General features: G+C 63.4%; 21 protein-coding genes. 9 read left to right on the top strand and 12 right to left on the bottom strand.

What is annotated here, in order from left to right; translation table 11 throughout:
* Complete coding sequence (clpB, locus tag E1B25_RS16395; protein WP_132830600.1) at positions 1–2,619, bottom strand: ATP-dependent chaperone ClpB; 2,619 nt, start codon at positions 2,617–2,619, stop codon at positions 1–3.
* Between the two features lie 246 nt (positions 2,620–2,865).
* Between clpB and E1B25_RS16390 the strand changes: the two genes are divergently transcribed.
* On the top strand, positions 2,866–3,132 hold the full coding sequence (locus tag E1B25_RS16390; RefSeq protein ID WP_132830599.1) for a hypothetical protein: 267 nt from the start codon (positions 2,866–2,868) through the stop codon (positions 3,130–3,132).
* Between the two features lie 89 nt (positions 3,133–3,221).
* Complete coding sequence (pyrF, locus tag E1B25_RS16385; RefSeq protein WP_132830598.1) at positions 3,222–3,917, top strand: orotidine-5'-phosphate decarboxylase; 696 nt, start codon at positions 3,222–3,224, stop codon at positions 3,915–3,917.
* A 171-nt stretch (positions 3,918–4,088) separates the two neighbouring features.
* Here pyrF and E1B25_RS16380 read toward each other — a convergent pair whose 3' ends face one another.
* A complete protein-coding gene (locus E1B25_RS16380; protein ID WP_132830597.1) occupies positions 4,089–4,580 on the bottom strand; it encodes an NUDIX hydrolase in 492 nt (163 codons plus the stop codon).
* Between the two features lie 71 nt (positions 4,581–4,651).
* Between E1B25_RS16380 and E1B25_RS16375 the strand changes: the two genes are divergently transcribed.
* Entirely contained in the window at positions 4,652–5,926 is a 1,275-nt protein-coding gene (locus E1B25_RS16375; RefSeq protein WP_132830596.1) for a DNA polymerase IV, read from the top strand.
* Between the two features lie 29 nt (positions 5,927–5,955).
* Here E1B25_RS16375 and E1B25_RS16370 read toward each other — a convergent pair whose 3' ends face one another.
* The 8 genes from E1B25_RS16370 to E1B25_RS16335 form a co-directional block, all read right to left on the bottom strand.
* The gene (locus tag E1B25_RS16370; RefSeq protein ID WP_132830595.1) at positions 5,956–7,131 is read right to left on the bottom strand and encodes a phenylacetate--CoA ligase family protein; all 1,176 of its coding nucleotides are present in this window, start codon (positions 7,129–7,131) and stop codon (positions 5,956–5,958) included.
* A gap of 120 nt (positions 7,132–7,251) precedes the next feature.
* Positions 7,252–8,076, bottom strand: coding sequence for an ABC transporter ATP-binding protein (locus E1B25_RS16365; protein WP_132830594.1), 825 nt, complete (start codon positions 8,074–8,076; stop codon positions 7,252–7,254).
* Positions 8,077–8,184: 108 nt separating this feature from the next.
* The gene (locus E1B25_RS16360) at positions 8,185–9,468 is read right to left on the bottom strand and encodes an ABC transporter substrate-binding protein (protein WP_132830593.1); all 1,284 of its coding nucleotides are present in this window, start codon (positions 9,466–9,468) and stop codon (positions 8,185–8,187) included.
* An 80-nt stretch (positions 9,469–9,548) separates the two neighbouring features.
* Positions 9,549–10,625, bottom strand: a complete 1,077-nt coding sequence (locus tag E1B25_RS16355; RefSeq protein WP_132830592.1) for a branched-chain amino acid ABC transporter permease — start codon at positions 10,623–10,625, stop codon at positions 9,549–9,551.
* A gap of 1 nt (position 10,626) precedes the next feature.
* The gene (locus tag E1B25_RS16350) at positions 10,627–10,881 is read right to left on the bottom strand and encodes a hypothetical protein (RefSeq protein ID WP_132830591.1); all 255 of its coding nucleotides are present in this window, start codon (positions 10,879–10,881) and stop codon (positions 10,627–10,629) included.
* Between the two features lie 2 nt (positions 10,882–10,883).
* Positions 10,884–11,870, bottom strand: coding sequence for a branched-chain amino acid ABC transporter permease (locus tag E1B25_RS16345; RefSeq protein ID WP_132830590.1), 987 nt, complete (start codon positions 11,868–11,870; stop codon positions 10,884–10,886).
* 47 nt (positions 11,871–11,917) lie between these two features.
* Positions 11,918–12,736, bottom strand: a complete 819-nt coding sequence (locus E1B25_RS16340) for an ABC transporter ATP-binding protein (protein ID WP_132830613.1) — start codon at positions 12,734–12,736, stop codon at positions 11,918–11,920.
* A 105-nt stretch (positions 12,737–12,841) separates the two neighbouring features.
* Positions 12,842–14,815 (bottom strand): AMP-binding protein, encoded by a 1,974-nt coding sequence (locus E1B25_RS16335; protein WP_132830589.1) that lies wholly within the window; start codon positions 14,813–14,815, stop codon positions 12,842–12,844.
* A 275-nt stretch (positions 14,816–15,090) separates the two neighbouring features.
* Between E1B25_RS16335 and E1B25_RS16330 the strand changes: the two genes are divergently transcribed.
* From E1B25_RS16330 to E1B25_RS16305, 6 genes are all read left to right on the top strand, one after another.
* Complete coding sequence (locus E1B25_RS16330) at positions 15,091–16,962, top strand: hybrid sensor histidine kinase/response regulator (protein WP_425358941.1); 1,872 nt, start codon at positions 15,091–15,093, stop codon at positions 16,960–16,962.
* Entirely contained in the window at positions 16,959–17,660 is a 702-nt protein-coding gene (locus tag E1B25_RS16325) for a response regulator transcription factor (protein WP_132830587.1), read from the top strand. Before E1B25_RS16330 ends, E1B25_RS16325 begins: the two co-directional genes overlap by 4 nt.
* Positions 17,661–17,802: 142 nt before the next feature.
* A complete protein-coding gene (locus E1B25_RS16320; RefSeq protein WP_132830586.1) occupies positions 17,803–18,468 on the top strand; it encodes a histidine phosphatase family protein in 666 nt (221 codons plus the stop codon).
* 35 nt (positions 18,469–18,503) lie between these two features.
* Positions 18,504–19,562 (top strand): saccharopine dehydrogenase, encoded by a 1,059-nt coding sequence (locus E1B25_RS16315; protein WP_132830585.1) that lies wholly within the window; start codon positions 18,504–18,506, stop codon positions 19,560–19,562.
* Positions 19,563–19,564: 2 nt separating this feature from the next.
* Positions 19,565–19,813: a SemiSWEET family sugar transporter gene (locus E1B25_RS16310; protein WP_132830584.1), complete on the top strand. Its 249-nt coding sequence runs from the start codon at positions 19,565–19,567 to the stop codon at positions 19,811–19,813.
* 12 nt (positions 19,814–19,825) lie between these two features.
* A complete protein-coding gene (locus tag E1B25_RS16305) occupies positions 19,826–20,968 on the top strand; it encodes a saccharopine dehydrogenase family protein (RefSeq protein ID WP_132830583.1) in 1,143 nt (380 codons plus the stop codon).
* 183 nt (positions 20,969–21,151) lie between these two features.
* Here E1B25_RS16305 and E1B25_RS16300 read toward each other — a convergent pair whose 3' ends face one another.
* Together E1B25_RS16300 and E1B25_RS16295 are read right to left on the bottom strand one after the other, a co-directional pair.
* The gene (locus E1B25_RS16300) at positions 21,152–21,856 is read right to left on the bottom strand and encodes a VIT1/CCC1 transporter family protein (RefSeq protein ID WP_132830582.1); all 705 of its coding nucleotides are present in this window, start codon (positions 21,854–21,856) and stop codon (positions 21,152–21,154) included.
* A 254-nt stretch (positions 21,857–22,110) separates the two neighbouring features.
* Positions 22,111–22,425 carry a DUF3775 domain-containing protein gene (locus E1B25_RS16295; RefSeq protein ID WP_132830581.1) on the bottom strand — a complete coding sequence of 105 codons (315 nt, stop codon included), beginning with the start codon at positions 22,423–22,425 and terminating at the stop codon, positions 22,111–22,113.
* Between the last annotated feature and the right edge of the window lie 68 nt (positions 22,426–22,493).

Here is a 22,493-nt window from a genome sequence, read left to right as displayed (position 1 = left end):
TTAGTGCACCACGGCGTCGTCCGGTTTGGGCCGGTTGCTGGCCCCGATCCGTTCGCCGACGATCAGCCCCTCGGCCCCGGCGGTGACCGGGATGGTATCGCCGTCCTTCACATCCCCGGCCAGCAGCATCTCGGCCAGCGGGTTTTGCAGCGCGGTCTGGATCACACGCTTGAGCGGGCGGGCCCCGAACACCGGGTCATAACCTTCGTCCGCCAACCATTTATGCGCCGCCGCATCCAGTTGCAGCGTGATCTTGCGATCCGCCAGCCGCTTGAGCAGGCTGGCCATCTGGATATCAACGATGCCATCCATGTTCTCGCGGCTGAGCCGTTCAAAGATGATGGTTTCGTCCAGACGGTTGAGGAACTCGGGGCGGAAATGGGCCCGCACCGCATCCATCACGTCGCGCCGCGCCTGGGCACTGTCGCCGCCCTCGGGCAGTTGGCTGAGCGCCTGGCTGCCAAGGTTGGAGGTCAGCACGATCAAGGTCTGCTTGAAGTCCACGGTGCGGCCATGACCATCGGTCAACACACCGTCATCGAGCACTTGCAACAGCACGTTGAACACGTCCGGGTGGGCCTTTTCGACCTCATCGAACAGCACCACCTGATAGGGCCGCCGACGGACCGCCTCGGTCAGCACGCCGCCCTCTTCATAGCCGACATAACCCGGAGGTGCGCCGATCAGACGGGCGACCGCGTGTTTCTCCATGAATTCGGACATGTCGACGCGCACCATCGCGTTGTCGTCGTCAAACAGATATTCGGCCACCGCCTTGGTCAGCTCGGTCTTGCCGACGCCGGTCGGCCCGAGGAACAGGAACGATCCCAGCGGGCGCCCCTCGTCATTCAGACCCGCACGCGCCCGACGCACGGCATTGGCAACCGCGCGCACGGCGGCGTCCTGCCCGATGACGCGCTTGTGCAGCTCGTCTTCCATGCGCAGCAGCTTTTCGCGCTCGCCCTCCAGCATCTTGGAGGTGGGGATGCCGGTCCAGCGTTCAACCACCGCCGCGATCTGTTCGGGGCGGACGGCCTCTTCGACCATCATGCCATCGGCTTCGGCCTGTTCGGCCCCGGCCAGCTGTTTTTCAAGCTGCGGGATCACGCCATAGGACAGTTCCCCGGCCTTGGCGAGGTTGCCCTCGCGCTTGGCGATGTCGAGATCGGCGCGGGCGCGGTCAAGCTGTTCCTTGAGCTCGCGACCAGAGGCCAGCTTGTCCCGCTCGGCCTGCCATTGCGCGGTCATCTCGGCAGAGCGTTCCTGCAGATCCGACAGCTCTTTTTGCAGCGCCCCCAGCCGGTCCTTGGAGGCGGTGTCGTCCTCTTTCTTGAGCGCCTCGGCCTCGATCTGCAATTGCAGGATCTGGCGGTCGAGCTGGTCCAGCTCTTCGGGTTTGCTGTCCACCTCCATCCGCAGACGCGAGGCGGCCTCGTCCATGAGGTCGATCGCCTTGTCGGGTAGGAACCGGTCGGTGATATAGCGGTTGGACAGGGTCGCGGCCGCAACCAACGCCGCATCAGAGATGCGCACGCCGTGGTGCAGTTCGTACTTTTCCTTGATGCCGCGCAGGATCGAAATGGTGTCCTCGACAGTCGGCTCCTCGACCACGATGGGCTGGAACCGGCGGGCAAGAGCCGCATCTTTTTCGACGTATTTGCGGTATTCATCCAGCGTGGTCGCACCGATACAGTGCAGCTCGCCACGTGCCAGCGCCGGCTTGATCAGGTTGGCCGCATCCATCGCGCCGTCAGATTTCCCGGCCCCCACCAGCGTGTGCATCTCGTCGATGAACAGGATGATTTCGCCCGCGGCGTCCTCGATCTCGTTCAGGACCGCTTTCAGGCGTTCTTCGAATTCACCACGGTATTTCGCCCCGGCGATCAGCGCACCCATATCGAGCGCCAACAGTTTCTTGTTGCGCAGGCTTTCGGGCACATCGCCGTTGATGATGCGCAGCGCCAGCCCCTCGGCGATGGCGGTCTTGCCGACACCGGGTTCGCCGATCAGCACCGGGTTGTTCTTGGTCCGGCGCGAGAGCACCTGCATGGAGCGGCGAATTTCCTCGTCGCGGCCAATGATCGGGTCGATCTTGCCCTGTTCGGCGGCCTCGGTCAGGTCGCGGGCATATTTCTTGAGCGCATCATAGCCTTCTTCGGCCGACGCGGTGTCGGCGGTGCGCCCCTTGCGGATATCGTTGATCGCCTCGTTCAGCTTTTGCGCCGAGACAGCCCCCGCCTCCAGCGCCGTTTTCGCGCCGGATTTGACCATGCAAAGCGCCATCAGGACGCGTTCCACCGGCACAAAGCTGTCGCCAGCCTTCTTGGCCAGCTTCTCGGCCTCGTCCAGCACCTTGGCGGTTTGCGTGTCGATATAGATCTGGGCCGCGTCGCCGCTGACCTTGGGCAGCTTTTTCACGGCGACTTCCAACGCCTCGACCACGCGGGCGGGGGTGCCCCCGGCGCGGGTGATCAGGTTGCTGGCCAGCCCCTGATCGTCGTCCATCAATGCCTTGAGCAGATGTTCGGGGACCACGCGCTGATGCTCTTCGCGCATCGCGATCGTTTGGGCCGCCTGCACGAAACCACGTGCCCGCTCAGTGAACTTGTTCAAGTCCATGCGTCTCTCCTTGTTAAAGCGCCCGGTAAGTTCGATGCCCACTTTGCGGCGCACCGGGGACCGGGCCTCAGGGATAGATTTGGGGAGAAGGCGGGGTAGTTCAAGACCTAATGACCGGAAAACGGGCCGGAAATCGTCCCGGACCGCAGGCGGGAGGGGGCGGTCGGGGGTGTCGCGAAATTTCCTGCCCGCCGCCATATTGCTGCACCAATTGCGGACAATACCGGGGCAAAACAGGAGGCCATCATGCAGATCACCGACGTCGAGATTTCCGCCCCCGAGTATTGCCCCGAGCAGGCACGGCACCGGGCCAGCGTCTGCCTGACACTGGCCGACCGGATCGTGACGCTGTTCTGTTCCATCGAGCTGACCGCCGAGACTGGCGCAGAGGCGCGCTGGGCGGCGTTTCTGGGCGATGCGCTGCGGCAGATGAAACGGATGCCAGAGTTTCGCGCCGGGCGCGCAACGCTGGAGGTTGCCGACGGGCTGACGCCACACCCGGGTTTTGCCTGATCGCGGGTTTCGCCTGAACGGGGCCTGTCTCTTGTCTGGGACGGCGGCGCAGCCTAAAGAGGGGCCGCCGCAACCCGAGGAGAAGCCCAATGTCCGATGACCGCCTGATCGTCGCCCTGGACGTGCCCAACGCCATTCAGGCGCTCGCGCTGACCGAAAAGCTGGGCGATAGCGTCAGTTTTTACAAGATCGGGTTGGGGATGCTGACCGGGGGCGGTCTGGGCCTTGCGCATGAGCTGATCGCCGAGCAGGGCAAACGCATCTTTCTTGATATGAAGCTGTTCGACATCAGCGCCACCGTCGAGGCGGCGGTGCGGGGGCTGGCGCAATTCGATCTGGATTTCCTGACCGTGCATGGTGACCCGCATGTGGTGCGCGCCGCCAAGGAGGGCGCGGCAGGCAAGGATATGAAGATCCTCGCGGTGACGATCCTGACCTCGCTGGACCGGGCCGATCTGGACGACGGGTTGATCAAACCGGGCGATCTGGCCGAACTGGTGGTGGAGCGTGCCGCGCGCGCGCTTGAGGCCGGGGCCGACGGGGTGATCGCCAGCCCACAGGAGGCCGCCGCGATCCGGGCGCTGCCGCAGGCAGAGGGCCGGTTGATCGTGACACCGGGGGTGCGCCCGGCAGGCAGCGCATCTGGCGATCAGAAACGGGTGGCGACACCGGGCAGCGCGATTGCCGCCGGGGCCGATCATATCGTGGTCGGGCGCCCGGTCTGGCAGGCCCAAAACCCACGCGAGGCGGCGCAGGCGATCCTGAGCGAGCTGGCCGCGCTTTAAGCCTCAGAACAGCACAAATATGTTGCAGCGCTGCACAGCATCCGTGGCCGAAAAGGCACATTTCGGGCGCCTGTTTGGCCGAGGCGGAAATCCGGGCTTCAAAACAAGCCTGTTTTGAGCGATTCTAAATTTAGGACACTCCCCCAACGAACCTTTTCTTCCTGTGGTTCGTTACCTTCCCCCCGCCTCAGCAGCGGGGGGTCTTTCTGTGAGATCTCCTGAATCCCCCGCTTCCGCCTGCTGCCCCAGATACAGCGTCAGGGTCTCGGCGAAATGCGGCACCGCGAGCGGATGCTGGCAATAGGTTTGCGGCGCCATCAGGCACCAGCCCTGCCCTTCGTCCCCCAGCCGCACTCCGGCGACACGGGCGGCGGGCAGATGCGCGGCGAAGAACCAGACCCGGCCATGCGGGCGCAGATAGCTGCGCGACCACGTGATCTGATCCGGCGACAGGGTCAGGTTCACCTCTTCGCAGGTTTCGCGCAGGGCACAGTCCATCGGGGTCTCGCCACCCTCGCGGCCGCCACCGGGCAGATCCCAATGGCCGGGCCAAGGGATGTCGGGGCGATCATCGCGTTGGATCACCAACAGGTCGGGGCCCAGAAACAGCGCCAGCTTGGCCCCGGAAAAGGGCGCGATTTCGATGTCACGCTGATCTGTCATGCTGACTGTTCCGTTGATCCGGCCTATGGTCTGACAGAGATAACCACCACCCAGCCGAGATTCCACCGCCCATGCATGCGCTTTGCCGTGATTGCCTGACACAATTTGACGCCTCGGACCCGGCGCCCGGGCGCGCGCGCCGTTGTCCGTCTTGCGCCAGTCCGCGCGTGTTGGCGCATGACGAACTGTTCAGCCTGAGCATCGCGCATATGGATTGTGACGCCTTCTATGCCAGCGTGGAAAAGCGCGACAATCCCGAACTGGCGGGCAAGCCGGTGATTATCGGCGGCGGTCGGCGCGGGGTGGTATCAACCGCTTGCTATGTGGCGCGGATCCGGGGGGTGCATTCGGCGATGCCGATGTTTCAGGCGCTGAAACTGTGCCCCGATGCGGTGGTGATCGCGCCCCGGATGGAGGTCTATGCCCAAGTCTCGCGCCAGATCCGCGCGATGATGCAGGAGTTGACCCCGGCGATCGAGCCGCTGTCGCTGGACGAGGCGTTCCTGGATCTGTCAGGCACCGAAAAGCTGCATGGCGCGCCCCCGGCGGTGATGCTGGCGCGGCTGGTTCGGCGGATGAAGGACGAGTTGGGGGTGACCGGATCCATCGGGCTGAGCCACAACAAGTTTCTCGCCAAGGTGGCATCGGACCTCGACAAACCGCAGGGGTTCGCGGTGATCGGGCAGGCCGAGACGGCAGCGTTCCTGCGCGACCGGCCGGTGCGGATGCTTTGGGGGATCGGACCGGCGGCGCAGGGTGCGTTGGAGCGCGCCGGGATCCGGACCTTTGCCGATCTGCTGCGCTGGGAGCGGCGCGATCTGCAGGCGCGGTTCGGTAATATGGGCGACCGGCTGTACCATCTGGCGCGTGGCGAGGACCGGCGCCGCGTTGAGGCGAATGCGCCGATGAAGTCGATCTCGAACGAGACCACCTTTCGCGAGGATACCGGTGATGCCGACATCCTTGACGGGCATCTGTGGCGGATGGCCGAAAAGGTGTCGGGCCGAGCCAAGGCCAAGGGGTTGGCCGGACGAGTCGTGGTGTTGAAGCTGAAACGCTCGGATCACAGCCTGCTGACCCGGCGGGTGGCGCTGCACGATGCGACGCAGATGGCCGACCGGCTGTATCGCAGCGCGCGCGCGCTGTTCGATCAGCTGGGCGACCGGGGGCCCTATCGGCTGTTGGGGGTCGGGATTGCCGAGCTTTGCCCCGAGGCCGAGGCGGATATGTCCGGCGATCTGCTTGACCCGGGCGCGGCCCGACGCAGCGATGCAGAGCGGGCCGCAGACGAGATCAGACGCCGGTTCGGCGCGGATGCGATCAAGAAAGGCCGGGCGTTGCGCTAAGCGACCCCCGGCCCCGAAAGGCCGGACCGCTAGTCGTACTTGCGCTGGTCCTCGATCACCAGCCCGTCCTTGGGCAGCGTACCAGGGGCCACCACCTCGATCTTGCCCTTGAGCTTGAGCAGATCGGCCACGCTGGCGGAATAGGTCCCGCCATCGCCGCCGCTTTCGGCTTCGATCTGGACAGTCATGGCGTCCATTTCGCCGTCGCGGGTGGCGATCACCCGGGCCTTGATAATCTCGGCATGTTTTTCGACCAGTTGCGCCACCTGTTCCGGGCGCACGAACATGCCCTTGATCTTGGTGGTCTGATCGGCCCGTCCCATCCAGCCCTTGATCCGCATGTTGGTACGGCCACAGGGCGATTGCCCCGGCAGCACGGCGGACAAATCACCGGTGGCAAAACGCACAAGCGGGTAATCCGGGTTCAACGTCGTCACCACCACCTCGCCGACCTCGCCGGGGGCGACCGGCGTGCCGGTGCCGGGGGTAACGATTTCAACGATGACCTTCTCGTCGACGATCATTCCGTCCATCGCCGCGCTTTCATAGGCGATATTGCCCAGATCGGCGGTGGCATAGCTTTGCAGGCAGGCGATACCACGATCGGTGTATTCCTGACGCAGCGACGGGAACAGGGCGCCGCCGCCCACCGCCGCCTTGGTGATTTTCAGCGCCAGCCCCATCGCCTCGGCCTTGTCGAGGATGATCTTGAGATAGTCGGGTGTACCGGCATAGGCGGTAACGCCGATATCATGGGCGGCGCGGGCCTGAAGTTCGGTCTGGCCGGTTCCGGCGGGCACCACGGCGGCCCCGACTGCGCGGGCCCCGCTTTCAAAGATCATGCCGGCAGGGGTCAGGTGATAGCCGAAACAGTTCTGCACGATGTCGCCCTTGCCGATGCCAGCGGCACAGAGAAAGCGGCCCATGCGCCACCAGTCATGACTGATGCCGCCCGGCTCATAGATCGGACCCGGCGACTGAAAGATATGGGCGACATTGGCCACCGGAAGCCCGCCAAACGGCGGCGTGGTCTTCTGCCGCGCGCTGAGGTCGGATTTGCGCAGCACCGGCAAGGCGGTGAGGCCGCCCAGATCGTCCAGCGAATCGAGCCCGTTGCGGGCGAGATTGGCGTTCAGCGCCAACAGCTGATCGGCCGTGCGGGCATCGGCGGAGCGGGTTTCCAAATCGTCAAAATGAACAGTCATTATTCGACCTCGTCCTTGTCCTTGAGCCGCGTTCTTGCGCCGCTGTCCTTGTCCTTGGCCCGCGCTTTTGGGCCGCTGCCCCGGTGGGCAGGGAATGCGCCTGTAATCTGGCGGGCGCGCTCAGCTCAGCCACCGCTTGCGGCGGCGATAAGAGCGTACGTCGCGAAAGCTTTTGCGCCCCTCGTCGGACATGCCGAGATAGAATTCCTTGACGTCCTGGTTCTCGCGCAGGTCGGCGGCGGGGCCGTCCATCACCACGCGACCGGATTCAAGGATATAGCCGTAGTGGGCGAAGCGCAGCGCCACGTTGGTATTCTGTTCCGCCAGCAGGAAGGTCACGCCCTCGCGTTCGTTGAGATCCTTGACGATGCCGAAAATCTCTTCGACCAGTTGCGGTGCCAACCCCATGCTGGGTTCATCCAGCAGGATCGTTTCCGGTTTGGCCATCATGGCGCGCCCGATGGCGACCATCTGTTGTTCGCCGCCCGAGGTATAGCCCGCCTGACTGCGGCGGCGTTCCTTGAGACGGGGGAAATAGGCATATACTTTTTCAAGGTCGCTCATCATCTCGGCCTTGCCGGATTTCCGGGTGTAATAGCCGGTGAGCAGGTTTTCCTCGACGGTGAGGTGTTCGAAACAATGGCGTCCCTCCATCACCTGGATCACGCCCTTGCGCACCAGATCGGCCGGGTCGGCGTGATGCACATCCTCGCCACGATACTTGACCGAGCCTTTGGTGACCTCGCCGCGTTCCGATTGCAACAGGGCCGAGATCGCCTTGAGCGTGGTGGTCTTGCCCGCGCCGTTGCCACCCAAAAGCGCGGTGATGCCGCCCTTGGGCACATTAAGGCTGACCCCTTTGAGCACGAGGATCACGTGGTTGTAGACCACCTCGATATTGTTGACCTCGAGCAGGGTCTCCCTGGTTTGTCCGGCGTCCAGCATCTGGTGTCCTTCTTTCCGAATTCCGCGACAGCGCCGTCGCGGGCGGTTTGACCGTTTGGGGTAGGAACGGCGGCTGACCGCCGTCCCCGATATGTCATCCCACCGGGCTTATTTGCAGCCGGGGGTGATGTTGTTTTCCTTGCCGAAAGCCATCGAGTCGGCTTCGATCAGGGGCTGAACGACATCCTGATCCGACTGCATGTAGTCGGTGATCAGCTTCCATTCATGCGCTTTCGCATCCCACTGGCCGATGGCAGCGAAACCGTTGCCGCCATGGTTCTCGCAAGAGACCTTGAATTCAGGACCGAAGTTCGGCAGCCCGAGAGCCGTCATCTTCTCTTCCGTCATTTCAAGGGCTTCCATCCCGTCGCGCATCATCGCCGGGGTGATCTTGCTGGTGCCGTGGATTTTCTGAGCGGTCTTCGCGGCTTCGGCCACCAACATCGCGCCATACATACCGCGGTCATAGATCGCCGTGCCGTGCTGATCGCCTGCACCTGCGGAAAGCCCCTTGTCATAGACATAGCTCTTCAGGTCGTCATACAGCGGGTAGTTGTCGCCGAGGTTATGGAATGTCAGCGCCTTGTAGCCATCTGCGCCTTCACCCGCGGGCAGCACGTCGTTTTCCGAGCCCGACCACCAGATGCCGATGAAATGATCCATCGGGAAGCGGATGTTGACCGCCTCTTGAACGGCAACCTGGTTCATCACGCCCCAGCCATACATGATCACATAATCCGGTTTTTCACGGCGGATTTGCAGCCACTGGCTTTTTTGTTCCTGACCGGGGTGATCGACCGGCAGAAGGGTCAGATCGTAGCCATGCTTCTTGGACAGTTCCTCGAGCGTGCGGATCGGTTCCTTGCCGTAGGCCGAGTTGTGATAGACCAGTGCGACTTTCTTGCCTTTCAGATCGCCGCCTTCCTCATCAAGGATATGCTTGATCGCGACCGAGGCCCCATCCCAGTAGTTGGCCGGGAAGTTGAACACCCAGGGGAACATGGCCCCGTTCTTGGCCGAGGTTCTGCCCAGACCCGAGGTCAGCATCGGAATGCCGTCCGCCGTCACCTTGGGAATAAGCTGATAGGTGATCCCGGTGGACAGCGGTTGATAGACAAGCGAACCAAGGTCTTTGGTCGACTCGTAGCATTCAACACCCTTCTCGGTGTTATACGCGGTTTCGCATTCCGGCACGTCGATCTTCTCGCCGCCGATGCCGCCGTCACGCTCGTTCAAAAGCGTGAAATAATCGGCATACCCGTCCGCGAAGGGAATACCACCCGCCGCATAGGGTCCCGTGCGATAGCTCAGCGACGGGAACACGAGATCCGCTGCTGCGGGCCCCGCAGCCATCAGGGCGCCCAGCGCCAGTGCTGTCAATCTTGTCTTCATCGGGTTCCTCCTCCCATTGGTTGTTTCCGATGTATCTCTGATATGTCGCACCCACCGGACAGGTGCAGCCTCCCCCCCATTCAATACGGGAAAGGCCAGAGTCTCAGCTTCTCCTTGGCGACCCGCCAGAGCTGTGCCAGCCCATGCGGTTCCAAGACCAGAAATGTAATGATCAGCCCGCCGACGATAACCAGCTGCAGATGCGCCACGATATCCGTGGCCCAGCCCAGCACGTCGACGCCGACCAGCTTCAGCGCCACCGGCAGCACCACCAGAAAGGCCGCGCCGGCAAAGGCGCCAAAGATCGAACCCAGCCCGCCGATGATGACCATGAACAGCACCAGGAACGATTTCTGGATGCCGAAGGCTTCGCCAACCTCGACCGCGCCGAGATAGACCGAGAAGAACAGCGCGCCAGAGATGCCGACAAAGAACGAGCTGACGGCAAAGGCCGTGAGTTTCGCGGTCAGCGGGTTCACCCCGATGATCTCGGCGGCGATGTCCATATCGCGGATCGCCATCCATCTGCGCCCCATCGTGCCGCGCGTCAGGTTGCGGGCAAGGATACCGGCCAGGGACAGGAAGATCAGGCAGAACAGGTAGACCGCCCAGGATGGCGCATTGGCACCGGTGATCATGATGCCGAACACCTCGCGCTCGGGGGCCGAGATCTGGCCCGAGGCGGAGTAGTTGTAGAACCACGGCACCCGGTTGAGCAGCCAAACCAGAAAGAACTGCGCCGCCAGCGTCGCCACAGCAAGGTAGAACCCCTTGATCCGGAGGGATGGCAGGCCGAACAGCACGCCGACCGCCGCAGTGATGCCGCCGGCCAGGATCACATGGATGAACATGCTGACCTCGGGAAAGGCGGTCATCAGCTTGTAGCAGGCATAGGCCCCCACCGCCATGAACCCGCCGGTGCCAAGCGAGACCTGTCCGCAATAGCCGGTCAGGATGTTCAGCCCGATCGCCGCGATGGCATAGATCAGAAAGGGCACCAGAATGGCGTTGGCCCAGTAATCATTGATCAGGAACGGCACCACCCCGAAGGCCACCGCCAGAACGACATAGTAACGATAGCGATCGAACCGGATCGGAAAGGTCTGGCTGTCCTGCTGGTACGATGTCTTGAAATCGCCCGCTTCACGGTAAAACACGTCAGATTCTCCCCTGCGATTGCGCCCGTTCGCGGGTGTCCGCGTCGAGTTGTTTACGTGGCTCGAAGCCACTGTCTTCCGAGGCACGGCTGAGCTTGAGATAGGCCAGCACCCCGATCAGGAAGCCGACAAAGGCCAGAATCGCGGCAATCACCAACTGGCGCTCTGACAGATCGTCAGAGGTGAGGGCGATATAGCCAAAGGCCCAGAAGCCCGACCAGGCGATCACGTTGAGGATGGCAATCAGCTGCTTCATGCTCACACCCTCTCGATGATTTTCTCGCCGAACAGGCCCTGCGGCCGGAACACGAGGAAGACCAGCGCCAGCACATAGGCGAACCAGTTCTCGGTGGCGCCGCCCACCATCGGGCCGATCATGAAGTCGAACAGCTTTTCACCCACTCCGATGATCAACCCGCCTACGATGGCACCGGGGATCGAGGTAAAGCCCCCCAGCATCAGAACCGGCAGCGCCTTGAGCGCGATCAGGGACAGCGAGAACTGCACCCCCGATTTGGTGCCCCACATGATGCCCGCGACCAGCGCGACAAAGCCCGCCACCGACCACACCATGACCCAGATGAAGTTAAGCGAGATGCCCACCGACAGCGCCGCCTGGTGATCGTCGGCAACGGCCCGCATCGCGCGCCCCTGCTTGGTGTACTGGCTGAAGGCGACCAGCGCGATCACCAGCAGCGCCGCGATGACGCTGGCAACGACATCGAGATTGTCGATGAAGAACCCATAGCCGAACAGGTCATAGGTGACCCGGTCGAGGGTTTCGTTGATCCCCTGCGGCAAACCGATATCAAGCTTGCGGATCTCCGAGCCCCACATCAGGTCCGAGACCCCTTCGAGAAAATAGGCCAGCCCGATCGTGGCCATGAACAGGATGATCGGTGCCTGCCCGACCAGATGGCGCATGACGAATTGCTGCACGCACCACGCCAGCCCCACCATCACCACCATGGTCAGCAGGATCGCCACCAGCCCCGGCAGCTGCCAGCCGAAATTATGGATCTCGGTGCCAAAGATCGCGTTGATCAGATGCGAGAACGGCACCTGCCCCTCGGTGATCCCCACCAGCGTCATCGCCGCAAAAAGCGCCATGACGCCCTGCGCATAGTTGAAGATGCCGGAAGCCTTGTAAATCAGCACGAAGCCCAGCGCGACCAGCGCATACAGCACCCCGGCCATCAGACCGTTGAGCGTGACTTCCATGGCGTAAAGCAGTTGATCAGGCATAACGGCCTCCCTGTTGTTCGGGTCGCACGGTGCGGGCGTTGCTCCGGTCAGTCATGGGCCACCCCCAGATAGGCGTCGATGACGTCCTGATTGTTGCGCACCTCGTCAGGCGGGCCGTCGCCGATCTTCTTGCCATAATCCATCACCACCACACGGTCGGACAGATCCATCACCACGCCCATGTCGTGCTCGATCAGCGCGATGGTGGTGCCGAATTCGTCGTTCACATCGAGGATAAAGCGGGACATGTCCTCTTTCTCTTCGACATTCATCCCCGCCATCGGCTCGTCAAGCAGCAGCAACTTGGGCTGGGCGGCAAGCGCACGGGCCAGTTCGACCCGCTTTTTCAGCCCGTAGGGCAGCCGCGACACCGGCGTCTTTCGGATATGCTGGATTTCGAGAAAGTCGATGATCTTTTCCGCCACTTCGCGGTTCTCGGTCTCTTCCTTCTCGGCCGGGCCTTTCCACAAGGCTTGGGAAAAAAGCCCGGTCTTCATATGGGTGAGCCGCCCGGTCATCACGTTGTCGAGCACGCTCATCCCCTCGAACAGCGCGATATTCTGAAAGGTCCGCGCGATGCCCTGACGCGCCACCTCGAAGGGGCGCATCGGCGGCCGTTTCTCGCCGTGGAACCAGACCTCGCCCTCGGAGGGCACGTAAAACCCTGAAATCACGTTCAGCATCGACGATTTCCCGGCCCCGTTGGGGCCGATGATGGCGCGGATTTCGCCCTCGCGGATGTCAAAGGAAATGTCCTTGATCGCCACCACGCCGCCGAAACGCAGGGTGATGTTCTTCATCTCCATCACCACGCCGCCGATCTTGCGGCCATCCACGGTGGTGTACCCCCCGGCCTGATCAAGCATGCGGTCCATCCTTCTTCTTTGTCCAAATACTCCCGCCGGAGGCGGTCCCGACCATGGCCCCATAAATCGTGGCCCCATCGAAGGTGGCCCCCTGCCCCATGCCGGTCATTCCGCCGCCACCTTATGCGGCGCGACCGGCTGCACGGCGGCGTCACCTATCTTCAGCGTGGCGCTGATATGGCCCTTGCGGCCGTCCTCATAGGTGACCTCGGTGCGGGTCGAGACCGAGGCAGAGCCGTCATACAGCGCGGCGATGATGTCGGCGTATTTCTGTTCGACGATGGCGCGGCGCACCTTGCGGGTACGGGTCATCTCGCCATCATCGGCGTCGAGCTCCTTGTGCAGCACGACAAAGCGATGCACCTGACAGCCCGACAGCATCGTGTCCTGCGCCACCGAGCGGTTGACCTCTTCCACATGCTGCTGGATCGCGGTCAGCACCATGGGATGGCCAGCAAGCTCCAGATAGGAGGCATAGGCGATGTTGTTGCGCTCGGCCCAGTTCCCGACGGCGGTCAGGTCGATATTGATGAAGGCGACGCAGTGGTCACGGCCATTACCGAACAGCACCGCCTCCAGAATATCGGGATAGAACTTGAGCTTGTTCTCGACATATTTGGGCGCGAACATCGCGCCGCCCGCCATCGTGCCGACGTCCTTGGCCCGGTCGATGATGCGCAGGTGGCCGCTGCTTTCCTCGATGAAGCCGGCATCTCCGGTGGCAACCCAACCTTCGGGATCCTTGGTCGAGGCGGTGCTTTCGGGGTTCTTGTAGTATTCCACAAAGGTGCCGGGCGAGCGGTAGAAGATCTCGCCATTTTCGGCGATCTTGATCTCCACATCCGGGGCGGGCACGCCAACGGTATCGGCGCGCACCTCGCCGTCGGGCTGAACGGTGATGAACACCGTCGCCTCGGTCTGACCATAAAGCTGTTTGAGGTTGATGCCGAGCGAGCGGTAGAAATCAAAGATCTCCGGCCCGATCGCCTCGCCCGCGGTATAGCCGACGCGGATGCGCGAAAAGCCCAGCGTATCCTTGAGCGGCCCATAGACCAGCATATCGCCGATTGCATATTTCAACCGGTCCCAGGCGTTCACCGGCTTGCCGTCCAGAATGCGGGGGCCGACCTTGCGGGCGTGCGCCATGAAGTGGTTGAACATCGCCTGCTTCAGCCGCCCGGCATCTTCCATGCGGATCATCACATTGGTGAGCTGGGTTTCGAACACCCGCGGCGGGGCGAAGAAATAGGTCGGCCCGATCTCGCGCAGATCGGTCATCATGGTTTCGGCGCTTTCGGGACAGTTCACGCAGAAGCCACACCAATAGGCCTGGCCCACGGAAAAGATGAAATCGCCAACCCAAGCCATCGGCAGATAGGACAGGATATCCTCATTGCGGCCCAGATGATCGAATTCGACCGAGTTCTTGGCGCTTTCGATCACGTTGCGGTTGGACAGCACGACGCCCTTGGGCTTGCCGGTGGTGCCCGAGGTATAGAGCATCACGCAGGTACTGTCGTAGGTCAGCTTTGCGCGCCGGGCCTTCAGGTCTGCGATGAACTCGTCATGGGCGGCGCGGCCCTGCTCCTGCACATGTCTGTATTCGTGCAGATGAGAATGATCGTATTTGCGCAGGCCGCGCGGATCGAGATAGATCAGATGCTCGAACTGATGCAGCTGGTCCTGCACCTCAACGACCTTGTCGACCTGTTCCTGATCGCTGACGATGACGAACCGCGCGCCGCAATGGCCCAGCACATAGGCCATCTCTTCGGCCACCGCGTCCTGATACAGCGGCACCGGGATCGCGCCAACCGACTGGGCGGCGACCATCGCCCAATACAGATAGGGGCGGTTGTGGCCAATGATGGCGATGAAGTCGCCCTCGTTGACGCCCAGATTGATCAGCCCCAGCGCCAGCGCCTCGATTTCCTGCTCGGTCTCGGCCCAGTTCCAGCTTTGCCAGATCCCGAATTCCTTTTCGCGATAGGCCGGTGCCGTCGCGAAAGTGGTCGCATTGCGATGAAGCAGCGCCGGAAGGGACAAAAGCCCTTCGGCGCCAGACTGCGTCTGAGCCAATTTAGTTCTCCTCCCTGTCCGGCGCTGGCGCCGGCGCGACCGTCTCCCACGGTCTTGCCCCGATTAGGACAAGGCCCAATCATGACGTCAACTTTTTCCTGATGTTTTCTCAAACCTTACGAATTGTTACAAAGGTTCGGAAATGACGGGGCGGGCGTAATCCAAGTGGCCCCCTCCCGCCGCATCGCCCCCTTTGCGCCACGCGCCGGCGGTGATAGCCATAAACGGGGAGCAAGGAGAGCAGCGTGAGCGAAACCGACCAGCAGATCCGGGCGATGACCAACGCGGGGCTGAACCTGATCGCACAGGCGTTGACGATCTATGACCGCGAGCTGCGGCTGGCGGTCTCCAACAGCCGATTTCAGGAAATGTTCGATCTGCCGGACTGGCTGGTGACGCCGGGCGCGCGGTTCGACGACACCATCCGCTATCTTGTCGAGACCGGCGAATATGGCGATGTGACTGATATCGAGGCCTTTATTGCACAAAAGGTCGAACAGGCCCGCGCTTTTGAGCCGCATTACATGGAACGCCCCCGCGCCAACGGCCGCATGATCTCGGTCGAGGGTTCGCCCTTGCCGCAGGGGGGATGGGTGACGGTCTATACCGACATCAGCCGCGCCAAACGCTCGGAAGCCCTGCTGCGCACCAGATCAGAGGCGCTGTCGGATCAGCTGCTGACCCATGCGGAGGAGCTCTCGGCGACCAACCGTGAACTGGCGGCGACCATCACCGCGCTGGAAGAGACCAAACGGCAACTGACCGCGATGGAGGCCCGCACCCGGCTGACCACCGAGATGATGCCGGCCCATATTGCGCATGTGGACAGCAACGGTTGCTATACCTATTCCAACCGGCGGCTCAGCACGGTGCTGCCGGGGTCTCCGTCGGATATTGTCGGCATGCCTATGCCAGAGGCGCTTGGGGCCAGCAGCTTTGCCAAGGTGGCGCCGCATCTGACCGCCGCCTATGGCGGGCGCAGCCCGGTGTTCGAATTCACCGAAGACCGCGATTCACGCCGCATCCGCGTTGCCATGACCCCCGACGGCGAGGGCGGGGTGTATCTGATGTCGATGGATGTGACGCAGGAAACCCAGGCCCGTAGCGCGTTGCAACAGACCCGACGCCGGGCGCTGGCGGCGCAGATGACCAGCGGACTGGCGCATGATTTCTCAAATCTTCTCACCATCATTCTGGGCATGCAGGGCAAGCTGGCCAAGACCGATCTGCCCCCCGAGGCGCAAGAGTTGGTCGCCGCAACCCAGGCCACGGCACGGCGCGGTGGGCGGCTGTTGAGCCGGATCGCCGACATGACCGGAAAGCGGCGGCTCAGACTGCAGGCGACGGATCTGCACGCGCTGCTGGAGGATCTGACGATCCTCGCCACCCCCAGCCTGCCGCGCGGCGTGGGGTTGAGCCTACTCGATCATACCCCAGACGGGCCGGTGATGATGGATCCGGGCATGTTTCAGGACGCGCTGCTGAATCTGGTTCTGAACGCGCGCGACGCCTGCGGCGCCAGCGGGCAGATCACCGTCAGCGCCCATGCCGTCGGCCAGATCTGGATCGAAGTCGTGGTCAGCGACACCGGCCCGGGATTCTCGCCCGAGGCGCTGGAGCGGGCGCTGAACCCGTTTTTCACCACCAAGGGCGGCGAAGGCTCGGGGCTTGGCCTGCCGATGGTCTATGACATGGTCAAGCTGGGCGGTGGCGATCTGCGGTTGGCCAATACGCCCAGCGGGGCCAGCGTCACAATGCGCCTGCCCTATCGTGCGGCGCCGACGGTTGCCGGGGGGCTGGCCTTGCTGGTCGAGGACAGCGACGATCTGCGCGAAGCGGTGCGCGACATGCTGGTGACGCTGGGCCATACGGTGATCGAGGCGGCCTCGGTCGATGAGGCCTGCGCGCTGTTGGCCGATCTTGAGGATATCCGGCTGGTGCTGTCGGACATCCGCTTGCAGGGGAGCGCGACCGGGCTGGACCTGCTGGACCGCACCGAGGGCAGCGGGCTGCCCTGCATCCTGATGACCTCGCTACCGCCCTCTGACCCGCTGCACCGCGCCGCGCTGGCCCGCGCGCCGGTGCTGCGCAAACCCTTCACCCCGCGCCAGCTTGCCGCGCTGACCCGATTGGAGTCCATCGCATGAACGCGCCGCTGGTCAGCATTCTGGACGACGAGCCGGAAATCCGCGCCATCCTGACCGAGGCGCTGGAAGAGGCGGGGTTTCGCACCCAGAGCTTTTCCCGCGCGCGCGAATTCGAGGCGGCGCTGAAACGGGTGGTGCCGGATGTCTGTCTGGTTGATCTGTCGCTGCCCGATACCGACGGGCTGACGCTGGTGCACCGGCTGGCGCTGGAACGCGGGGCGACGGTAATCATCATTTCCGGCCGCGCCCAGGTTCAGGACCGGGTGACCGGGCTGGAGCTGGGCGCGGATGATTATATCACCAAGCCATTCGACCCGGCCGAGGTGGTCGCCCGGATCCGCGCCCGCCTGCGCAGCAGCCGCAGCGCGCCGCAATCGGGACAGACCGCGCGGTTCAACGGCTGGATCGCCCATTTCGATCGCTATGTGCTGGAGGACGAGAGCGGCACGGAAACCCCGTTTTCCCATGCCGAGGGCGAGGTTTTGCGGCTGTTTCTGGACAGCCCCAAGCGGCTGATCAGCCGGGCCCAGATGCAGGACGGGCTGGGCGGCGCGGCGGGCGAAAGCTTTGACCGGGCGATGGATGTGCGCATCTCGCGCCTGCGCACCAAACTGCGCGAAGATCCCAAGAACCCACGCCTGATCAAGACGATCTATGGCGCCGGTTATATCTTTCTGGGCGATGTGAGCTGGAGCTGACGCTGTGCTGCGCCTTCGGCGAGAGTATTTGCAACAAGAAGCAGCAGCAGGCGCGCCCCGACGGAAATGCCCGGTCTGGGCCGGCCCCCCTTTTCCCCTGCGCGGCGCTCGCATAAGACGGAAGCAAAGCAGGAGTGGCGCAATGTCCCTTATCACCCTGATCCGGCACGGGCAGGCCAATACCACCGCCCGGAACGAGGCCGACTATGATCGTCTGAGTCCGCTGGGCAAGCAGCAGGCGCAGTGGTTGGGCGCGCATTTGCGCACCTCGTCCTCGGATGGCGGCCACATCCACGGACGGATTTATTGCGGCACGCTCACCCGGCATCAGGAAACGGCGCAGGCGATGGGTCTGGGCGATCATCTCGTTTGCGATCCGCGCCTGAACGAGTTGGAGTATTTTACCCTGGCCCAGTTGATGGAACAGCAGCATGGGGTTGCGATCCCGGCTGATCGCGCAGGGTTCATCACCCATCTGCCGAGGGTGTTTCAGGCCTGGCAGCGCGGCGAGATCGAGCATCCGCCGGAAAGCTTCGAGCAGTTCGAAACCCGGGTGCGCGAGGCGATGACCGAGATCGCCGCTGGCGCCGGTCCCGCCACCGTGGTGACCTCGGGCGGGCTGATCGCCATGGCGATGCGCCAGGTTCTGGGGCTGGACATCGCCTCAATGGCGCGCATGGCGCTGGCGATCATGAATACCTCGGTGCATCGGCTGTTTCCCATCGGCGACACCCTGAGCCCGGTTCTGTTCAACGCGGTGCCGCATCTGGAAGCGCCAGAGCGGCATTACGCGCAAACCCATCTGTAGCGCCGCCGCGCGCATCCCCCGGAAAGGAGCCTGCCATGACACATCTATGGGTCCGCGCCGAACAGCGTGAGAACGAAGATCGGGTGGGGCTGACCCCCGAGGGCGCCGCGCAGCTGATCGCGCGCGGGATCACAGTGACGGTCGAACACAGCGCGGTCCGCGCCCTCCCGATCGAGGGCTATCGCGCCGCCGGTTGCGAGATCGCAGCGGAGAACAGCTGGCCGCAGGCGCCGCTGGACGCGATCATCTTCGGGCTCAAGGAACTGCCCGAGGATGGCACCCCCTTGCCGCACCGCCACATCATGTTCGGCCATGCCTTCAAGGGGCAACATTCGGGCAAGGCGCTGCTGGCGCGGTTCAAGGCCGGGGGCGGCACGCTGTATGATCTGGAATATCTGGTGGACGAAGCCGGGCGCCGGGTGGCCGCCTTTGGCTATTGGGCCGGTTATGCCGGGGCGGCGGTGACGCTGAAAGCCTGGGCGGCGCAGCAGCGCGGCGGCCTTTGCGGACCGGTCGGGGTCTATTCCGGCAAGGACGCGCTGGTGACGGAACTGGCGGCAGAGCTGGACGCGCTGGAGCTCGAGCGCCCCCGCGCCATCGTGATCGGGGCGCTGGGCCGGGTCGGCACCGGCGCGGCGGATCTGTGTGCAGCGGTGGGCGTGACGGTGACCAAATGGGACATGGCCGAGACCGCAAGCGGCGGACCCTTCCCGCAGATCCTTGACCATGACGTGTTCCTCAACTGCATCTTTGCCCGGCCGGGCACGCCGGTCTTTGTTCCCCGCACGGCGCTTGCCACGCCGCGCAAACTGAGCGCGATTGGCGATGTGGCCTGCGATCCGGACAGCGATTACAACCCGGTCCCGGTGTACGAGCGCGCCACGACATGGGAGGCGCCCGTGGTCCGGGTGGCGGAAAACCCGGTGCTGGACGTGATGGCGATCGACAACCTGCCTTCGATGTTGCCGGTGGAAAGCTCGCAAGATTACGCGACACAGCTTTTGCCGGTGCTGCTGACGCTGGAGGATCTGTCGGGCGGCGTCTGGGGCCGGGCCAAGGCCACCTTTGACGCCCATATGGGCGAGGCGGGCTGAGAATGGAACTTTATATCGGGTATCTCGCCGGTGTTCTTGGCACCATCTGCTGGGTGCCGCAGACTTGGAAGGCCTGGAGCACCCAGGATACCTCTGGCCTGTCACTGGCCGCGAACCTTCTGTTCCTGGCGACCGTGACACTCTGGCTGGTCTATGGTCTGCTGGTGGGCGACTTGCCGCTGATCCTTGCCAATGGCTGCGGTCTGTTGATCGTGCTGAGCATCGTAGTGGCAAAACTGAAATACAAATAGGGAGAACCATCCATGACCATTCATTGGTGCGGCACCGGCCTGTCGGCCATTCCCGGCCTGCGCAGGCTGCTCGAGGCGGGGCACAAGGTCACCGTCTGGAACCGGACGGTGGACAAGGCGCGCGAGGCGGTCGGCGACCTGACGCAGGATATTCGCGCCTTTGACATCGACGCCCTTGGCGCGGCGCTGGAAAAGGGCGACGTGGTGGTTTCCATGCTGCCGGGCGACTGGCATGTGCCGCTGGCCGAACTGGCGATCTCCAAGGACGCCAACTTCGTCTCATCCTCCTATATCGCGCCGGAGATGCGGGCGCTGGATGACCGGGCCAAGGCGGCCGGCGTGGCGCTGGTGAACGAGGTCGGTCTTGATCCGGGCATTGATCACCTGATGGCGCATGCGCTGATGGCAGATTACCGGGCCTCGGACGCGTTTGACCCGAAAAATCAGCTCAGCTTCATTTCCTATTGCGGCGGGGTGCCCAAGATCCCCAATGCGTTCCGCTACAAGTTCAGCTGGTCACCGCTGGGGGTGCTCAAGGCGCTGCGCTCGCCGTCGCGTTCGATCCGCGATTTCGAGGAACTACGGGTGGACCGCCCTTGGGACGCGATCAGCAGCTATACCGCGCCGCTACCCGAGGCCGAGGCGTTCGAGGTCTATCCCAACCGCGACAGCGTTCCTTTCATGGCGGACTATGGGTTTGAGGCTGGCTGGCCGGTGAAGCACTTTGTGCGCGGTACGCTGCGGTTGGATGGCTGGGCACAGGCCTGGGCGGATGTGTTCGCCGAGGTCGAGACCCTTAGCGGGCCTGAGGGCGACGCGCGGCTGAAACAGATGTCGGACCAGTTCTGGGACGAGAACGCCTATGACGACGGCGAACCGGACCGGGTGGTGCTCTGTGTCGGGCTGACCGCCGAACAGGACGGCCAAGAGGTCTGGCACAAGACCTATGTGATGGATGCCTCGGGTGATGCACAGGGCACAGCCATGGCGCGACTGGTCTCGATCACCGTGGCGCTGGCGGTCGAATCGGTGCTGGCAGGCCGGATCGAACCGGGGGTGCATGCCGCCCCCAGCGCACCTGATCTGGTCGGCGACTGGTTGGGCGAGATCGGCGCGCTGGCGCAGCATCTGGAAGTGGTCGATCACCTCGCGTGAGCGGCAGCACAATCTGAGCGAACATCAGGGCCCGCCGGGATGATCCAGCGGGCCCTTTTCGGTAGCTGCAAATGTCGATTGTTCCGAAACCAAGAAGGGCACGCAGATGCCGGCCGCTGGCATGCACCGGCTGCGAGATAGGGCGACAACAATCGCCCCCTCGCCGCGCGCAATCGGGCCTTGCTAGACGCTCACACCAAAAAGCCAGCCCACGCCCGCCGTGACGGCCATTGCGAAAACGCCCCACACCACCACGCGGATCGTCGCGCGCAGAACCGGGGCCGCGCCCGCCTTGGCCCCGAACGCGCCAAGGGCGGCCAAGGCAATCACGGTAACAACAAGAACAACCGGAATGATCGACCCCGCCGGCGCGAGAAACGCGGCCAACAAAGGGATCGCAGCGGCCACGCTGAACGTCACGCCCGAGGTGAAGGCGGCCTGCAAGGGGTTGGCGGCGTGCACCTCTGAAAGGCCCAGCTCGTCTCGAACATGGGCGCCAAGCGCGTCATGCTCGGTCAGCTCTTTCGCGACCACGAGCGCAGTCTCTTCGCACAGCCCTTTCTCGCGATAGATGGAGGCGAGTTCGGCGAGTTCGGCCTCGGGGAATTTCTCCAGCGCATCGGCTTCGCGCGCGATGTCGGCGCGTTCGGTGTCGGATTGCGACGAGACCGAAACATATTCGCCCGCAGCCATCGACATTGCCCCGGCAGTGAGCCCCGCAATGCCCGCGATGATAACGGCGTTCGGGCTTGGGTCCGCCGCAGCAACCCCCACGATCAGGGACGAGACAGAAACCACGCCGTCATTCGCACCAAGCACAGCAGCACGAAGCCAGCCACTGCGCGTGATATAGTGGGGCTCTCCCGGATGGGCCGAAATATGGTGCATTCAGGATGCCCTTTCTCTGGTCGCGGATCTGCAAGAGTTGTCTTAATCGAGATACATTCAAAAACGAAGATCTCTTCACCGGACGGGCAACTATGTCGCAGAAAAGACCTGCGTCTGGTCGTTCGGCCCGACACAGCCTGACAGGCACAGGGCGGTTTTCACCGGTAGAACCCCGGCAAAACCCCGGCAAAACCGTCGTCTTTCAAGCGCGGCTGAAATAGCTCAGGTGGAAAATGTCCAGGCGCGGTGCCCCCTCACATAAGGTCGTTTTCCACGTCCTCAGGCGAAATGCCCAGAGCCTCGAGCCCGTTTTCCAGATTGTCGGACAGGTGCGGTGTGCCCAGAAGGTAGTCAGCACAGGGGGTCGATGCCTCGGCCCGGGCAGTGGCGATGGCTTCTTCCAGATCGGCGGCGTCAAAACTGTCGCGCCCGATCCACATGATCGCCACCAGTTCGGCCTGCTCGTCCTCGCTCATGCGGTCGATGAAGGCGCGCAACTCGCCCTCGGCGCGTTTCAGCTCCCGCGCCATTACCGCCACCTGCGCCACTTTACGTGGGGAAATTTCCATCTTGTCGTCCTCCTGTTCGCGTTGGTTCGGCCATCTAATACCGGCCGGCAAGTGCGGTCTTTGATCCC

This window comes from Antarcticimicrobium sediminis (assembly GCF_004348975.1).
GTDB lineage: Bacteria > Pseudomonadota > Alphaproteobacteria > Rhodobacterales > Rhodobacteraceae > Antarcticimicrobium > Antarcticimicrobium sediminis.
Note: the sequence above shows the minus strand (reverse complement) of the source record. Positions and strands in the feature narration are given on the sequence as shown.

What these genes read in the sequence shown, in the direction of transcription:
- clpB (WP_132830600.1), bottom strand. Translation starts at nt 2,619, where the DNA reads ATGGACTTGAACAAGTTCACTGAGCGGGCACGTGGTTTCGTGCAGGCG.
- E1B25_RS16390 (WP_132830599.1), top strand. Translation starts at nt 2,866, where the DNA reads ATGCAGATCACCGACGTCGAGATTTCCGCCCCCGAGTATTGCCCCGAG.
- pyrF (WP_132830598.1), top strand. Translation starts at nt 3,222, where the DNA reads ATGTCCGATGACCGCCTGATCGTCGCCCTGGACGTGCCCAACGCCATT.
- E1B25_RS16380 (WP_132830597.1), bottom strand. Translation starts at nt 4,580, where the DNA reads ATGACAGATCAGCGTGACATCGAAATCGCGCCCTTTTCCGGGGCCAAG.
- E1B25_RS16375 (WP_132830596.1), top strand. Translation starts at nt 4,652, where the DNA reads ATGCATGCGCTTTGCCGTGATTGCCTGACACAATTTGACGCCTCGGAC.
- E1B25_RS16370 (WP_132830595.1), bottom strand. Translation starts at nt 7,131, where the DNA reads ATGACTGTTCATTTTGACGATTTGGAAACCCGCTCCGCCGATGCCCGC.
- E1B25_RS16365 (WP_132830594.1), bottom strand. Translation starts at nt 8,076, where the DNA reads ATGCTGGACGCCGGACAAACCAGGGAGACCCTGCTCGAGGTCAACAAT.
- E1B25_RS16360 (WP_132830593.1), bottom strand. Translation starts at nt 9,468, where the DNA reads ATGAAGACAAGATTGACAGCACTGGCGCTGGGCGCCCTGATGGCTGCG.
- E1B25_RS16350 (WP_132830591.1), bottom strand. Translation starts at nt 10,881, where the DNA reads ATGAAGCAGCTGATTGCCATCCTCAACGTGATCGCCTGGTCGGGCTTC.
- E1B25_RS16345 (WP_132830590.1), bottom strand. Translation starts at nt 11,870, where the DNA reads ATGCCTGATCAACTGCTTTACGCCATGGAAGTCACGCTCAACGGTCTG.
- E1B25_RS16340 (WP_132830613.1), bottom strand. Translation starts at nt 12,736, where the DNA reads ATGCTTGATCAGGCCGGGGGGTACACCACCGTGGATGGCCGCAAGATC.
- E1B25_RS16330 (WP_425358941.1), top strand. Translation starts at nt 15,091, where the DNA reads ATGACCAACGCGGGGCTGAACCTGATCGCACAGGCGTTGACGATCTAT.
- E1B25_RS16325 (WP_132830587.1), top strand. Translation starts at nt 16,959, where the DNA reads ATGAACGCGCCGCTGGTCAGCATTCTGGACGACGAGCCGGAAATCCGC.
- E1B25_RS16320 (WP_132830586.1), top strand. Translation starts at nt 17,803, where the DNA reads ATGTCCCTTATCACCCTGATCCGGCACGGGCAGGCCAATACCACCGCC.
- E1B25_RS16315 (WP_132830585.1), top strand. Translation starts at nt 18,504, where the DNA reads ATGACACATCTATGGGTCCGCGCCGAACAGCGTGAGAACGAAGATCGG.
- E1B25_RS16310 (WP_132830584.1), top strand. Translation starts at nt 19,565, where the DNA reads ATGGAACTTTATATCGGGTATCTCGCCGGTGTTCTTGGCACCATCTGC.
- E1B25_RS16305 (WP_132830583.1), top strand. Translation starts at nt 19,826, where the DNA reads ATGACCATTCATTGGTGCGGCACCGGCCTGTCGGCCATTCCCGGCCTG.
- E1B25_RS16300 (WP_132830582.1), bottom strand. Translation starts at nt 21,856, where the DNA reads ATGCACCATATTTCGGCCCATCCGGGAGAGCCCCACTATATCACGCGC.
- E1B25_RS16295 (WP_132830581.1), bottom strand. Translation starts at nt 22,425, where the DNA reads ATGGAAATTTCCCCACGTAAAGTGGCGCAGGTGGCGGTAATGGCGCGG.